13 protein-coding genes and 1 pseudogene are annotated in these 12,603 nt (G+C 60.7%); 9 read left to right on the top strand and 5 right to left on the bottom strand.

The features are described 5' to 3' along the window. Nucleotides 1-11: 11 nt before the first annotated feature. From PCQ86_RS00185 to PCQ86_RS00170, 4 genes are all read right to left on the bottom strand, one after another. Nucleotides 12-794, bottom strand: coding sequence for a COG4705 family protein (locus PCQ86_RS00185; protein ID WP_270174586.1), 783 nt, complete (start codon nucleotides 792-794; stop codon nucleotides 12-14). Between the two features lie 70 nt (nucleotides 795-864). Next, nucleotides 865-1,461, bottom strand: a complete 597-nt coding sequence (locus PCQ86_RS00180; RefSeq protein WP_011517526.1) for an undecaprenyl-diphosphatase — start codon at nucleotides 1,459-1,461, stop codon at nucleotides 865-867. Between the two features lie 56 nt (nucleotides 1,462-1,517). Next, complete coding sequence (locus PCQ86_RS00175) at nucleotides 1,518-1,853, bottom strand: PepSY domain-containing protein (RefSeq protein ID WP_005797945.1); 336 nt, start codon at nucleotides 1,851-1,853, stop codon at nucleotides 1,518-1,520. A gap of 290 nt (nucleotides 1,854-2,143) precedes the next feature. Then, nucleotides 2,144-3,031 (bottom strand): LysR substrate-binding domain-containing protein, encoded by an 888-nt coding sequence (locus PCQ86_RS00170; protein WP_027011074.1) that lies wholly within the window; start codon nucleotides 3,029-3,031, stop codon nucleotides 2,144-2,146. Nucleotides 3,032-3,202: 171 nt separating this feature from the next. On the opposite strand from PCQ86_RS00170, the gene phnC reads away from it, so the two are divergent. From phnC to PCQ86_RS00135, 7 genes and pseudogenes are all read left to right on the top strand, one after another. Next, a complete protein-coding gene (gene phnC / locus PCQ86_RS00165; RefSeq protein ID WP_003056095.1) occupies nucleotides 3,203-4,042 on the top strand; it encodes a phosphonate ABC transporter ATP-binding protein in 840 nt (279 codons plus the stop codon). Then, complete coding sequence (gene phnD, locus PCQ86_RS00160; protein WP_003056094.1) at nucleotides 4,036-4,914, top strand: phosphate/phosphite/phosphonate ABC transporter substrate-binding protein; 879 nt, start codon at nucleotides 4,036-4,038, stop codon at nucleotides 4,912-4,914. The genes phnC and phnD overlap by 7 nt, the downstream gene beginning before the upstream one ends. Continuing rightward, entirely contained in the window at nucleotides 4,911-5,711 is an 801-nt protein-coding gene (phnE, locus tag PCQ86_RS00155; RefSeq protein ID WP_003056093.1) for a phosphonate ABC transporter, permease protein PhnE, read from the top strand. The genes phnD and phnE overlap by 4 nt, the downstream gene beginning before the upstream one ends. Before the next feature lie 8 nt (nucleotides 5,712-5,719). Next, nucleotides 5,720-6,703, top strand: a complete 984-nt coding sequence (locus PCQ86_RS00150) for an NAD(P)-dependent oxidoreductase (RefSeq protein ID WP_011517523.1) — start codon at nucleotides 5,720-5,722, stop codon at nucleotides 6,701-6,703. Nucleotides 6,704-7,273: 570 nt separating this feature from the next. Further along, nucleotides 7,274-7,747: pseudogene (locus tag PCQ86_RS00145) on the top strand (LysR substrate-binding domain-containing protein); the annotation flags it as partial. After that, entirely contained in the window at nucleotides 7,744-8,412 is a 669-nt protein-coding gene (locus PCQ86_RS00140) for an epoxyqueuosine reductase QueH (protein ID WP_003056085.1), read from the top strand. The pseudogene PCQ86_RS00145 and the gene PCQ86_RS00140, both read left to right, overlap by 4 nt. Before the next feature lie 103 nt (nucleotides 8,413-8,515). Beyond that, nucleotides 8,516-9,406 (top strand): methylenetetrahydrofolate reductase, encoded by an 891-nt coding sequence (locus PCQ86_RS00135; RefSeq protein ID WP_227472608.1) that lies wholly within the window; start codon nucleotides 8,516-8,518, stop codon nucleotides 9,404-9,406. A gap of 503 nt (nucleotides 9,407-9,909) precedes the next feature. Here the strand turns inward: PCQ86_RS00135 and PCQ86_RS00130 are convergent. Then, nucleotides 9,910-10,887: a recombination-associated protein RdgC gene (locus PCQ86_RS00130; RefSeq protein ID WP_270174585.1), complete on the bottom strand. Its 978-nt coding sequence runs from the start codon at nucleotides 10,885-10,887 to the stop codon at nucleotides 9,910-9,912. A gap of 312 nt (nucleotides 10,888-11,199) precedes the next feature. Here PCQ86_RS00130 and PCQ86_RS00125 point away from each other — a divergent pair, with 312 nt between their 5' ends. Both PCQ86_RS00125 and PCQ86_RS00120 read left to right on the top strand, forming a co-directional pair. After that, nucleotides 11,200-11,829, top strand: a complete 630-nt coding sequence (locus tag PCQ86_RS00125) for a Spy/CpxP family protein refolding chaperone (protein WP_270174584.1) — start codon at nucleotides 11,200-11,202, stop codon at nucleotides 11,827-11,829. A gap of 126 nt (nucleotides 11,830-11,955) precedes the next feature. After that, on the top strand, nucleotides 11,956-12,561 hold the full coding sequence (locus tag PCQ86_RS00120) for an acyloxyacyl hydrolase (protein WP_270174583.1): 606 nt from the start codon (nucleotides 11,956-11,958) through the stop codon (nucleotides 12,559-12,561). Nucleotides 12,562-12,603 lie beyond the last annotated feature (42 nt).

Raw genomic sequence — 12,603 nt, 5'->3', positions numbered from 1 at the left:
AGCGAAGAGGGTTATTCGACGAGCTGGGCCGAGCGGCGTCCATTCATGCCGATCTGCGCGACGGCCACCAGCATGACGATCACCGTGAGGAACAAGGCGCTTGTCCACATGGCACCCATGCCAAGGCCACCATAAGTCTTGGCCTGCGTCAGCAAGTCGCCGAGTGCGGCCCCGAAGGGGCGGGTCAAGATGTAGGCGATCCAGAAGGTCAGAACGGCGTTGCCGCCCATGCGCCAGGCGGCAGAGGTGATGCCAATCAGCACACCGAACGCCACCGCGCCCCAGGTAAAGCCCACGCCCAATGCCTCGGTCGCTAAATCGCCCGCAGCCGTGCCCAGCGCAAACGTGCAGAGGATGGCAGCCCAATAGAACAGCTCCCGGCTGCGCGTCACGATGTCATGGATGGACAAGGTGCGTTCGACCCGATACCAGACAAAAAAGATCGCGGCGAGCGCCACGGCGAACGCCGAGGTGCTGATGTACAGGCTGACGCCAAGGCCATCGGTCAGCAGATCGGTGATCTGGGTGCCGACCACGCTGACCAGTACCACCGTCAGCCAGTAAATCCAAGGGGTATAGCGGCGGGTACGCAACTGCATGAACAAGGCGGCTGCCAACAGAGCCGCCATGACCGTTCGAGTCACGCCTTGGCCCCAACCTGCGTTGACCGCCAGAAAATCGGCTCCTGTCTCGCCCACCGTGGTGGACATGATCTTTATGATCCAGAACGACAGCGCGACTTCCGGGACTTTATTGAGCCAGCCAGTGGTGCTGCTCGTGGGCAATTTGTTCATGGTGTTCTCCTGCCGGGGGTGAAATGGTTTGCCAGCAGTTTGAACATGCTGACTTAGCCCGCCCATAGGCTCACTCGCGCACCCATCCAAGCGCGATCAACCCGCTGAAAAGCCGCCGATGGATTCCGGTGGAAAGTTGATAACTTGGCAATAGATACCAGTGTGCTTCACGTAACGTCAGCCAGGCACAGATTGCAGCAACGGCGATGGCCCCGAGCATGTCGAATGGGAAGTGCACTCCAAGGTAGATGCGCGCCCAGGCAATGGGAACGCCCAGCAAAGCCAAAGTCACGCCTGCAATTCGTGGGCCTCGTTGCAGCGCGAGGCTGAAGGCAACCGCCCACCACAGCGTCAGGTGATCGCTTGGGAAAGACGAATCGGCAACATGAGGGATGAGGGTGTGACCCAGGCCGATCATGAAAGGTCGAGGATGCAACCAAGCCAGGCCGATGATCTGGTTGATGAGCAGGCCCAGCAATCCCGATGCGCTAGCAACGAGCATCGTCTTGCGGGTAGGCTCGCCGCCGCGAAGCCAGCCGATGCCGATCAGGAGTGGAACCGCCCAGATGAGCTGTTCGGCAAAGAAGGTGGCCAACGTCAGAGCCAAAGCACTGGGATGCTCCGGTGCGTTGAGCCAGAGAAAAAATGTATGGTTGAGTGATTCCATGAGGTCTCCGGGCCGGATCGCCTCCGAGGGAAACGATCCGGCCATACTGTCGGGAGTCAGTCCCGCTTGTCGTGGTCATCATCGTGATCCGCCTTGTCCTCGGCAGACGAGATGACCGTGCCCTTGTCGGCATCGACCCGGACATCGAAGACCTTGGCCCCGCTGACGACTTCCACGTCGTAGACCCAGCCTTGCTTCGAGTTCTCGTACTCGGCGCGTGACGCCTTGCCATTGGCGTGCTGCTCGGCGACGGTGACCGCCTGAGTGAGGGGAATCTTGGCCTTGCTGATTGCCAGTGCGTCGTTTTCCATACCGCCATTGGCGGCGTAGGCGACCGCGCCGGTTGCAGCGATGGCGACGGCCAGAAGGGAAAGTTTGGTATAGCGGTACATGATGCTTCTCCAGAAGAGTGCAGGGATTTGCACAGTGGAGAAGGTACGCAGGCAGACTTAGCTCGCACTGAGCCGGGAAGTTTTCGCTCTCGCCGATGTAGTGTTATCGACTCCTGACAATTGGTGCAGTCGTCTTCTGAAAATGACAACGACGAAGAGTAAGAGTGGATCCAACGGAGTCACTTCCCACAGGCGCAGCCATCTAGGCCTGTTTGACTGACAGCATGGCTGCTAACGATAGGCTTGGCATGAATGATCCACTCGGGCCCTGTCGCCAAGTTCGTGAATCTTTAGGCCAGGCCTCTTCTCACCTCTTTTGCCAAGTCGAAAATCGTTGCTATCAGCGGAGCGTTCTGTCGTTCGCGACGACAGATGAAGTCGACGTGGGTGGCCATTGCTGTATCCAGAATCTTCAGCTTCACAAGACGCGGATCTGGAACATAGGCTGTCTCGGCAACGACGCCTAGTCCTATTCCTTGTGCGACTGCCTCGCGGACAGCCTCCCGGCTTCCCATCTCCAGCGCAACCTGGATGTTGATATTGCGGGCAATTAGCTCGCTCTCGAAGACTCTTCTTGTCGTTGAACCTTCCTCACGTATGACGAAGCGCTGGCTCTGAAGGTCCTTGAGCACTATCTCACCGCACCGGGCTAGGGCGTGCTCTCGGTTCGCAAAGACCACCAGGCGCTGTGACCTGTATGGCATGCAATGGAGTTCGGGGTGCTCGGCGTGATTGAGGACCACGCCGACATCACCCTGGTAGTCGAGGAGCTTTTCCGTGATTGAGCGGGAGTCGCCTACACGGACAGAGACCTCGACCTGGGGATGGCGGCTCCCGAAGGCCTTCAGAACAGGGACTACGTTGTACGGGCCGATCGCGTGAATCACAAGACGCCCGACGAATCGGTTTTTGGCTGCTGCCAAAAGGGCGTGCGCATCTTCCTCGCCGCTGAATGCCCGCCGCGTGTAGTCCAGCAGAGTCCTGCCAAAGGTAGTCAGCTCAAGCCGGCGGCCTTGACGAAGAAAAAGCTCCACGCCGTACTCATTCTCCAGGCGCTGAATATGCGCTGAGATGGTGGGCTGCTGTAGATCAAGCAGCTTCGCAGCAGCAGTCATGCTTCCGGCCCTTGCCGTCGCATCAAAGGCTTTCAAAGCCGCAAGTAGCGTGAGTCCAGACATAGGTGTTATCTATAGATACCCCTATTTTTCGGGGTGCAAGTTTCATATTGATGACACGTTCCACGAACAAACTGCACGCATGCCTAGCCGTATCGAACTTCTTTCTGCGGCAAATGTGCGTCATAAGCGCTCTCGCGCTGCTCGCAGGCAGAAACTTGCAAAGGTAACAACATGAAGTTGGAGAAGGACCGAGACGTTCTGAGTCTCAAGGGAGTTTCCGTCCGCTACGTTGACTCGACCGTGGCCTTGCACCCGACGAGTCTGGATGTGAAGCAGGGAGAGTTTTTGGTGCTTCTGGGCGCCTCGGGCGCAGGGAAGTCCACCTTGTTACGAAGCATCAATGGACTGGTGCTGCCCACAAAAGGCGAGGTATCGATACCTGGCCTGGCAGGTGGGGTAGTCAACGCAAAGACGCTGAGAGAGCACCGCAAGCGCTGTGGGATGGTTTTCCAGCAGCATCATCTGATTGGACGTCAGTCGGTCCTCAGGAATGTTCTGATGGGAAAGCTCGGTGACAGGGGTGCATTCGCTTCGCTATGGCCGTGGAGCAAGAAGGACAAGCTGGAGGCGCTCACAGTGATTGAGCGTGTCGGGCTGCTCGAAAAGGCGCTCTCCCGGGCTGATGCCTTGTCTGGGGGGCAGCAGCAGCGCGTAGGCATAGCTAGGGCGCTAATACAGAAGCCACGAATCCTGCTGGCCGATGAGCCTGTTGCCAGCCTGGACCCGGCAACCGCACATAGCGTGCTCACCTTGTTGCATGAGATCTGCAAAAAGGACCACCTCACCGCAATCGTGAGTCTTCACCAGGTGGAGCTCGCGCGCTCGTTTGCAGACCGAATCATTGGGCTCCGCCAGGGAGCTGTTGTATTCGAGGGTAGGGCAGAGCAGCTGAGTCCTGATGTTGCGCGGAACCTCTATGCAAAGCAGTCCAACGCTTCCAACACGAGTGCGTCCACTGATAGCCCCCGAACTCTTCAATCCAGTCAAACCAAGGAGCTCTTGCCATGCTGAATCGCCGTAACTTCTCTCTTGTTGTCAGCGCAGCTTCTTTTGCTGCACTCCTTCCTCTGTGGGCTCATGCGCAGGGAAAGGATCCATCAAAGCTTCGTGTCGCCCTTCTTCCAGATGAGAACGCTGCCAGCATCATCCAGAACGCGCAGCCTCTTAAGCGCTATCTTGAACAGCAGCTCAAGAAGGATGTTGAGATTGTGGTGACTACCGATTACTCCTCGATGATCGAGGCAATGCGGTTCGGTCGGATTGAGGTAGCGTACTTTGGACCGTTTTCGTACGTTTTGGCCAAATCTAAGGCGTCCGGGATTGAGCCCTTTGCGGTGGGCGTTGAACGTGGGTCGCCCACATACCAGTCGGTCCTCATCGCAACGGCCGGAGGGCCGGTGAAAACGCTTGAAGACGTGCGCGGCAAGCCCTTCGGATTTGGCGACCAGGCGTCCACATCAAGCCACCTTGCACCACGTGCACACCTGCTCAAGAAGTACAAGCTTGATGGTGAGAAGGACTATCGGCCAGTTCACCTTGGGGCACATGACGCGGTCGCACGTGCGGTGCAGTCGGGTCAGATTCCAGCCGGGGCTCTGTCCAAGCCGATTCTGGACAACCTCATCGCTCGAGGAAGCATTGATGCCACGAAGATTGTTCAGCTTGACCTTTCTGCTCCCATTCCAAACTATCCGGTCGTCATGCAGGGGGACCTCAAGCCTGAGCTCAAAGCTGCCATCCGCTCTGCCTTTCTGGACATGAAGGATGCTGAGGTGCTCAAGGCGTTTCGTGTCCAGGCGTTTGCCGCCACTGATGACGCTGCATATGACGTCCTTAGGGATACCGCAACCATCCTGAAGCTTGATTTGGGCCGTATGCAATGACCTCGGCTGCATTCGAGAACATCATCAGTCGCGACAAGCGGGAGCAGTTCATTGGACTGCGCAATACAGCGTTCGTCCTTCTGGTTTGCCTTGTAGCCCTGTACGTCACGGGGTTCTTCGATGCACAGCGGTTCATCGAAGGCGCCCCGGCTGTCAAGCAGCTCTCATCTGAGATGGTCCCTCCCAACTTCGACCGCTGGGAGCACTGGGTCATCCCGCTGAGGGACACCTTGGCGATGTCGATTGCCGGCACAGCACTGACTATCGTGCTTTCACTTCCGCTGGCGCTCCTGGCGGCTCCAAACACCACCCCCAATCCTTTGGTGGGAAGAGTGGCCAGAGTCATCCTGGCGGCATTCCGGTCCGTGCCAGAAATCATTCTTGGCATTCTGTTCGTGGCAGCCGTAGGGTTTGGTGCTCTACCTGGGGTGCTCGCACTAGCGTTGCATTCCACGGGAATGGTCGCAAAGTTTTACGCGGAAGCCATTGAGCACGTGGATCCGAAGCCACTTGAAGCAGCTGCTGCGGTAGGCGCAAGCCGCTTTCAGGTCATCTCGCATGCCGTTATCCCCCAAGTCCTTCCACAGTTGGCAGACATAACCATCTATCGCTGGGAGTACCACTTCAGGGCCTCCGCAGTACTTGGCATTGTCGGTGCAGGTGGCATCGGCTTCGAGCTGATGGCAGCACTTCGCCTTGTCAAGTATGACGAGGTCTCAGCCATCCTTCTGTCGATTCTTGCCTGTGTCCTCGTGGTTGACAGCATTGGATCGATGCTGCGAAAGCGTCTCAAGTAAATCGAAAAATGAATCATCGGAAAATCGTCGTAACGCAGCCAGTTCATGAAGAGGTTCTAAGGAAGCTCCAGGCTGAGGGTGAGGTCATCATGAATCCAGGGCCTGACCCCTGGAGCCCCAGCCAGCTCAGGGAGTACCTCGTGGATGCTGATGCCATGATGGCCTTCATGACAGACAGTGTGACCAAAGAGTCGCTGCTGAACGCTCCCAGGCTCAAGACCATCTCCTGTGCACTCAAGGGGTACGACAACTTCGACCTGAGGGCTTGCGCACAAGCCGGGGTGAGCGTCACCTTTGTTCCTGACCTCCTCACAGAGCCCACAGCCGAGCTGGCCATCGGATTGGCTATTGCTGCTGGCAGGAACGTGCTTCAGGGTGACGCCGCTACAAGAGCAGGCTACTCTGGGTGGAGGCCAGCTCTATACGGAACCGGGCTTCATGGGTCGGTGGCCAGCGTGATCGGTCTCGGAAAAGTTGGGCAGGCCATATTGGCGCGACTCGCGGGCTTTGGCTGCGCGCGGCTGCTTGGTGTAGACCCAAGTGTGCGTCTAGATCAGGTCGAACTGGTCACGCTTGATGAGGCTGTCAGCACATCGGACTATGTGTTCCTGGCAGTGCCTCTTGTTAGCGATACGCGCCACCTGGTTGACTCCAGGATGCTTCAACTATCGAAAAAGGGCCAGATCCTTGTAAACGTGGGTAGGGGGTCTGTGGTCGACGAAAGGGCGGTTGTCGATGCCTTGGCGAATGAGCAACTTGGCGCGTACGCCGCTGACGTCTATGAGATGGAAGATTGGCTACTTCCAGACAGACCTCGCGAAATTCATCCGGGATTGACCAACAACGCCAGAACAGTACTCACTCCCCACATCGGCTCGGCTGTGAGACGCGTACGGTTCGAAATTGAAATGCGGGCTGCTGAGAACCTAGTCCGCTCACTCAGGGGCGAGAGTTTGAGTGATGTTGCTGTCGAGGCCAGCGCGGCAGCATAGGTATGGTTGCTCGGCGGTTTGCACGCCAGCTGAAATGGGCGCGGCTTCAGAGCCTATGTCCTATGGCTGGGTGCAACCTGCCCGTGTGATGCCATCCTGCTCGCCAAGGGGAAATGACTTGAGTCATCATCGAAGTGGTTTAGCGATGATGTTCTCTGCACGGCGCAGCTCATGGGGTAAGCCCAAATGGGCGCATGGCAAACACCAGATACTTCGAGGGGTCAGGCTACAACACTGATCGTTCTTGGCCTCTGATAGTGGTTTCAACCCAGGACGTTTCAGCTGAGGTCATTACATTCGGCTCGTAGTAGAGGTGACGCTGCTTTGCGAGTTCTTGGACTGCACGGCTGAACCCTAGGTCTAATACAACCGCACTGCGCAGAGTGTTGAGATGCACCGCCGAAAGTGTCTCCCTCGCCCCTTTAGGGTCTGCCTTAGAGTTCACGCAGACGACGAGGTGCGTTGTCGCCGATAGACTGCTTTGATGCATCTCAATGAATCTAGGCTGTTGATTTCCACGCAGAACTGACCCACCGGGGGCTAGTGGGTCACTTCTGGGTGGAAATCAACACGCTGTTCAAGCCGGGGCTGAAGTTCGAACCCGTGTTCGACTACGAGCAGGTGCTGGTCGTGGCCAAAGACCACCCCCTGGCTTCTACGGCCTACGTGAAGCCCCAGCAGCTGACCCGGGAAGTGCTCATCAGTTACCCCGTGGACATCGAACGCCTGGACATCTACAGCCAGTTCCTGTTGCCGGCCGGCGTGACGCCCAAGCGCCACAAAGCCATCGAAACCACCGACATCATGGTGCAGATGGTGGCCAGCGGCCGCGGTGTCGCCGCGCTGCCGCGCTGGCTGGTCGAGGAATATGCGGCCAGGATGGACGTGGTGCCTGTGCGGCTGGGCGCGCGCGGTATTGCCAAGCAGATCTTCCTGGGCGCACGCGAGGCGGATACCGCCATTGACTACGTGCGGGCCTTCGTCGAACTGGCCCGCCAGCCTGCAACTGCCACCACCGCTATTGCCCAAGGAGCCAAGGGATGAACACCACCGTCGAACGCAAAGCGCTTGCGCTGCCCGGAGGCCACGACAAGGTGCTGCTGCATTCGTGCTGCGCGCCGTGCTCAGGCGAGGTCATGGAGGCCATGCTGGCCTCGGGCATTGACTACACCATCTTTTTCTACAACCCCAACATTCATCCGCTCAAGGAATACGAGCTGCGCAAGAACGAGAACATCCGCTTCGCGGAGCAGTTCGGCGTGCCCTTCGTCGATGCGGACTACGACCGGGACAACTGGTTCGAGCGCGCCAAGGGCATGGAGCACGAGCCCGAACGCGGCGTGCGCTGCACCATGTGCTTCGACATGCGTTTCGAGCGCACGGCGCTGTATGCGCATGAGCACGGCTTTCCGGTGATCACCAGTTCCCTGGGCATCTCGCGCTGGAAGAACATGCAGCAGATCAATGACTGCGGCGTGCGTGCGGCGGCCAAGTACTCTGGCCTGATGTACTGGGAATACAACTGGCGCAAGGGCGGCGGCTCGGCGCGCATGATCGAGATCAGCAAGCGCGAGAACTTCTACCAACAGGAATACTGCGGCTGCGTCTACTCGCTGCGCGACACGAACCGCCACCGCGTGGAAAGCGGCCGCGAGCGCATCCAGCTCGGCGTGACGTTCTACGGTGACGAACAGCCCCCCAAAGATTGACGCGCCTTGCCGGGTGAGCGATGCCGCTCCATGGCTTCCAACCGACCCGATCAGCGCTGGCGGGTCGGAACTCTCCCAACAGTCGCCAGATATGGCAAGCCCCTTGCTTCATTCCGACAAGTCCAAGCCCATCGGCAACATCACCGACGCCTATTCGTTAGAGGTCAACGCGAAGGATATCTCTGCGCTGACCGCAGCGGCGCCGCGTGTATTGCCCGGGTCAACCATTTCCATTCCCTACCTGGCGAACCAGGACAACGACGCGCGACTGGCCGCAGCGCAGGCCGTTCGCGGACTCGGCTTTGAGCCCATGCCTCACCTCGCTGCACGCCGTATCGCCTCGTTCGCAAAACTGGAGTCGTTCATCCAGCGCGCGGTCGCGGAAGCCGGCGTCAAGCGTTGCTTCGTGATCGCTGGAGATCCGTCCACCCCGCTGGGGCCGTTTGCCGACAGCTCCTCACTGATCGAATCAGGCGTGTTCGAGCGCTCGGGCATTCAGATGGTCGGCGTGGGTGGCCATCCCGAGGGCCATCCGGTCATGAGCACATCTGATCGTTGGAAAGTGCTCGAACACAAGTGTCGCTGCATCGAAGGGCGCGGCATGGCGCCCTTGATCGTCACGCAATTTGCCTTCGATGCCGACATCGTGCTGGCCTGGCTGGAAGCCCTGCGCGGGCGTGGCGTCGAACATCCCGTACGCGTGGGCGTGCCGGGCCCTGCAGGCGTGGCGGTGCTGGCGCGCTATGCCGCCTTGTGTGGCGTTAGCGCATGCGCGTCGATGTTGTCCAAGTACGGCATCTCGATCAGCAAGCTGTTCGGCATAGCAGGCCCGGATCTCTTTGTGGATCGTCTGACCACCCGCCTGACCGAAGCACATGGAAAGGTGAGCCTGCATTTCTTTCCATTCGGAGGCATCGCTCAGTCCGTGAAGTGGGTAGAGCAGTACTGCTCGCGTGCCGAGCCTGAACAACCCATCGACACGGCTCCCATGTGATTACTGCGCCTCCAGCAGTCGCTTGCACTGGCATGCCCCATAGAAGCAGACCTCGTTGGGGCGAACGCTTCGAGAGCATCCTACCGCCCGCCTCAGCCTTCGCGTTGCGCAAGCGCCCCATGGGCGCGATCCCATTGGCACAGGACACACGCGGCCAACATCACCGGACGCAGGCGCAAGTGCCACATCGAAATGGATCGCCCGCATCATCGGCTTCGACGGTGCGAGCTATCGATTGGCAGATTGGGGGGGCAAACACGATAAACGCCCTTCTCGAACTGCCTTCTGTAGGAAGATGGTGATAGACCGAAACTTTGATGATGCGACTTTGCTCGCTGAGACATCCTTACGTTTGCCACTGCAAAGCGCCTATGTGGCACCTAGCTCGCAAATCAGCAAGGATGCGTAGCGACCAAAATATGGACTAACCTGTTATTCCATAAGACCTTTTACGGAACTGTCCGTCTACATCAAAGACTTGACAGCGGACATTTTTCATGCCCTCAGAACGGCGCGTCGTCGTCGAGGCCGCTGGCCGCGGCATGCAAAGCCCCGGCGGCAGGTGCGGGGGCGGCAGCAGCGCCACCCAGGCTCGTGCGCCCCTCGCCGCCCAGCGCCGCGATCAGGTCGGGAATCAACTGCGACAGCTCGCCCGTGGCGATCGCCACGTCGGCATCGAAGCCGCCATCGTCCTGCGTCTGGCCCTCGAACACCGTGTCCAGGAACGCCACCTTCTTGAGCTGCAGCCCCTCGGTCAGCACGAAGCTCACGCGGTCGTCCCAGCTCATGGCGAGCTTGGTGGGCAGCTTGCCCGCCTCGATGTGGCCCTGCACTTCCTCGATGTCCAGCGGGTGGCGGGCGTAGCGCACCACGGCCTTGGTCTCGTCGGGCGCCTTCAGCTCGCACTCGCGGTCGATGGAAAAGCCCGCCGGCGGCTCCTGCTCCTTGAGCCACAGCGCCATCGCCGCCTGAGGGCTGGTCTGCGTGTCCAGCAGCGCCAGCGACAGGCCGGGCAGGTGCTCCACCAGCAGGCTCACCACCTCGTCGGCACGGCCTTGGGCGCCCGTGTCCAGCACCAGCAAGTGCGCCTGTGGGTCGATCCACACCCAGGTGCCGCCCTGCTTGGTGAAGGCCATGGGTAGCAGGTCCAGCTTGGCCTCTTCCTTGAGCTCCTTGGTTTCCTTCTTGCCGGGCTTGCGGCCGGTCTGCTGCTCGATCTGCGCGGCCTTTTCCTTCACCTTGCGCGCCAGCACGGTGGCCGGGAGCATCTTGGCTTCCCATTGGAAGCGCAGCATCCAGTGGCCGCCCACGCTCTCGGCCAGCAGCCCATGGGCCTCGCCGCGCGGGGGCACCCAGCCGCTGGACTTTTCCTGCGTGGCGCCGCACTCCTGGAAGGGCGCCTTGGCCAGCGCTTCCTCCAGCTGGGTCAGCTCCACCTGCCACTCGGGAGCAATGCGGTACACGATCATGTTCTTGAACACGGGGAGATTCCTTTTGAAATGCCGGCCCCGCGCCAGGGCTGCACGACGGGCGGGGCGGTGAATGGTCCTGATTTGATAGCTGCCAGCGCTTATTGGATAAGCGCTGGAGGCACTTTTTGCATAAAACGACTGTAGCCGGCATGGTGGGGCATGCCGGGTGAATAGCAGAACTTTACACAGGCGCAGAATTCGCTCACGGGCGCGTTACACACGCGGCGCACACTGCTTTGCAAGCGCAGGGTGCAGTGTCCCCCATTCGGGTGGACCACCAGGCGCCCATCACTTCCTGTGTGAAGCAAGAAAGGAAACACCATGGCCCGTTTCAAGATCACCCAGCGCCTGGCCGCCACTGCCGTGGCGGCCGCTGTGCTCGCCGGCATGGCTGTGCCCACCCTGGCGCAACCCGGCCCCGGCCCAGCCGCCACCGAGCAAGGCGCATCCCAGGCGCAGCAGCATCCGCGCCAGCGCGCCCTGACGCCCGAGCAGCGCGAGCAGTACATGGCCCAGCGCGCCGAGGCGTTCAAGCGCAAGCTGCAGCTCACGCCCGAGCAGGAGCCCGCATGGAACAGCTTCCTGCAGTCCATGAAGCCCGACGCCGACGCACGCAAGGCGCGGCTGGATTGGCAGGGCATGGACCAACTCACCACGCCCGAGCGCATCGACCGCATGCGCGCGTTGCGCTCCCAGCGCGCGGCCGAGATGGACCGCCGCGGCGACGCCGTCAAGGCCTTCTATGGCACGCTGACGCCCGCGCAGCAAAAGACCTTCGACGCCGAAGGCAAGCGCATGTACCGCCACTGGGGCGGCGACCACCCCATGGGCAAGCGCTGGGGCAAGGACGGTGCGCGGGGCGACTTCCGCGGTGACGGTCGCGGCATGCGCCACCAAGGCCCTGGCCCGGGCGCAGGCGCTGCTCCCGGCGCGCCGCTGACGCCGCAGTAAGCCGGCCCAGGGCCAGGTGCGCATCCGCTGCGCCCGGCCGCGGGCTGCGGCTCCGGCCTACAGGGCGGCTGGGCAGTGGGGGGCTACAGTGGTTATATATTCAGGTAACAACAACACCTCGCAACCATGCCTACCATCGCCCGCCGCAGCGCCTTTTTCCGGCGCACCACCCTTCTCTCCCCGGCACCTTTTCTCGCGGCCGCCGCCGCGTGCCTCACGGCCCCTCCGGCCCTGGCGCAGCCGTCAGAGGACCGGGCCTACGCCCCTTCGGTCTACGTGCAGGGCGAATGGGCGCGGCGCCAGACGGATGCCATCACCATCGGCGCCACCCTGCCCTGGGGCACCTGGCGCCGCCCGCTGTGGGGCGGCGAGTTGCGCGGCCATTGGGATGTTTCACTCAGCCGTTGGTCCTTTGACGGCATCGGCGGGCACAACAGCGCCGTGGTGGTGGGCGTGGCGCCCACGCTGCGCCTGCGCCCCGACGAGGGCCGTTCCCCCTGGTTCTGGGAGGCCGGCATCGGTGCCACAGTGGCCAGCCACCGCTACCGCGTGCAGGACCACGAGTTCAGCACCCGCTTCAACTTTGCCTCGCACCTGGGCCTGGGGCGCAATTTCGGCGCACAGCGCCAGCATGAGCTGATGCTGAGCGTGCAGCACGTGTCCAACGCCGGCATCAAGAGCCCCAACCCCGGGGAGAACTTCCTGCAGCTGCGCTACGCGTTGCACTTCTGAGCGGCCTGTGGACAAGCCTGGGGATGCGGCGCTGGTCATCTG

The sequence above is a fragment of the Diaphorobacter sp. ED-3 genome (genome assembly GCF_027625375.1).
Taxonomy (GTDB): domain Bacteria; phylum Pseudomonadota; class Gammaproteobacteria; order Burkholderiales; family Burkholderiaceae_C; genus Diaphorobacter; species Diaphorobacter nitroreducens.
Note: the sequence above shows the minus strand (reverse complement) of the source record. Positions and strands in the feature narration are given on the sequence as shown.

Coding starts and splice junctions, on each gene's coding strand:
- PCQ86_RS00175 (WP_005797945.1), bottom strand. CDS start 1,853: ATGTACCGCTATACCAAACTTTCCCTTCTGGCCGTCGCCATCGCTGCA.
- PCQ86_RS00120 (WP_270174583.1), top strand. CDS start 11,956: ATGCCTACCATCGCCCGCCGCAGCGCCTTTTTCCGGCGCACCACCCTT.
- PCQ86_RS00140 (WP_003056085.1), top strand. CDS start 7,744: ATGAACACCACCGTCGAACGCAAAGCGCTTGCGCTGCCCGGAGGCCAC.
- PCQ86_RS00125 (WP_270174584.1), top strand. CDS start 11,200: ATGGCCCGTTTCAAGATCACCCAGCGCCTGGCCGCCACTGCCGTGGCG.
- PCQ86_RS00150 (WP_011517523.1), top strand. CDS start 5,720: ATGAATCATCGGAAAATCGTCGTAACGCAGCCAGTTCATGAAGAGGTT.
- phnD (WP_003056094.1), top strand. CDS start 4,036: ATGCTGAATCGCCGTAACTTCTCTCTTGTTGTCAGCGCAGCTTCTTTT.
- PCQ86_RS00180 (WP_011517526.1), bottom strand. CDS start 1,461: ATGGAATCACTCAACCATACATTTTTTCTCTGGCTCAACGCACCGGAG.
- PCQ86_RS00170 (WP_027011074.1), bottom strand. CDS start 3,031: ATGTCTGGACTCACGCTACTTGCGGCTTTGAAAGCCTTTGATGCGACG.
- PCQ86_RS00185 (WP_270174586.1), bottom strand. CDS start 794: ATGAACAAATTGCCCACGAGCAGCACCACTGGCTGGCTCAATAAAGTC.
- phnC (WP_003056095.1), top strand. CDS start 3,203: ATGAAGTTGGAGAAGGACCGAGACGTTCTGAGTCTCAAGGGAGTTTCC.
- phnE (WP_003056093.1), top strand. CDS start 4,911: ATGACCTCGGCTGCATTCGAGAACATCATCAGTCGCGACAAGCGGGAG.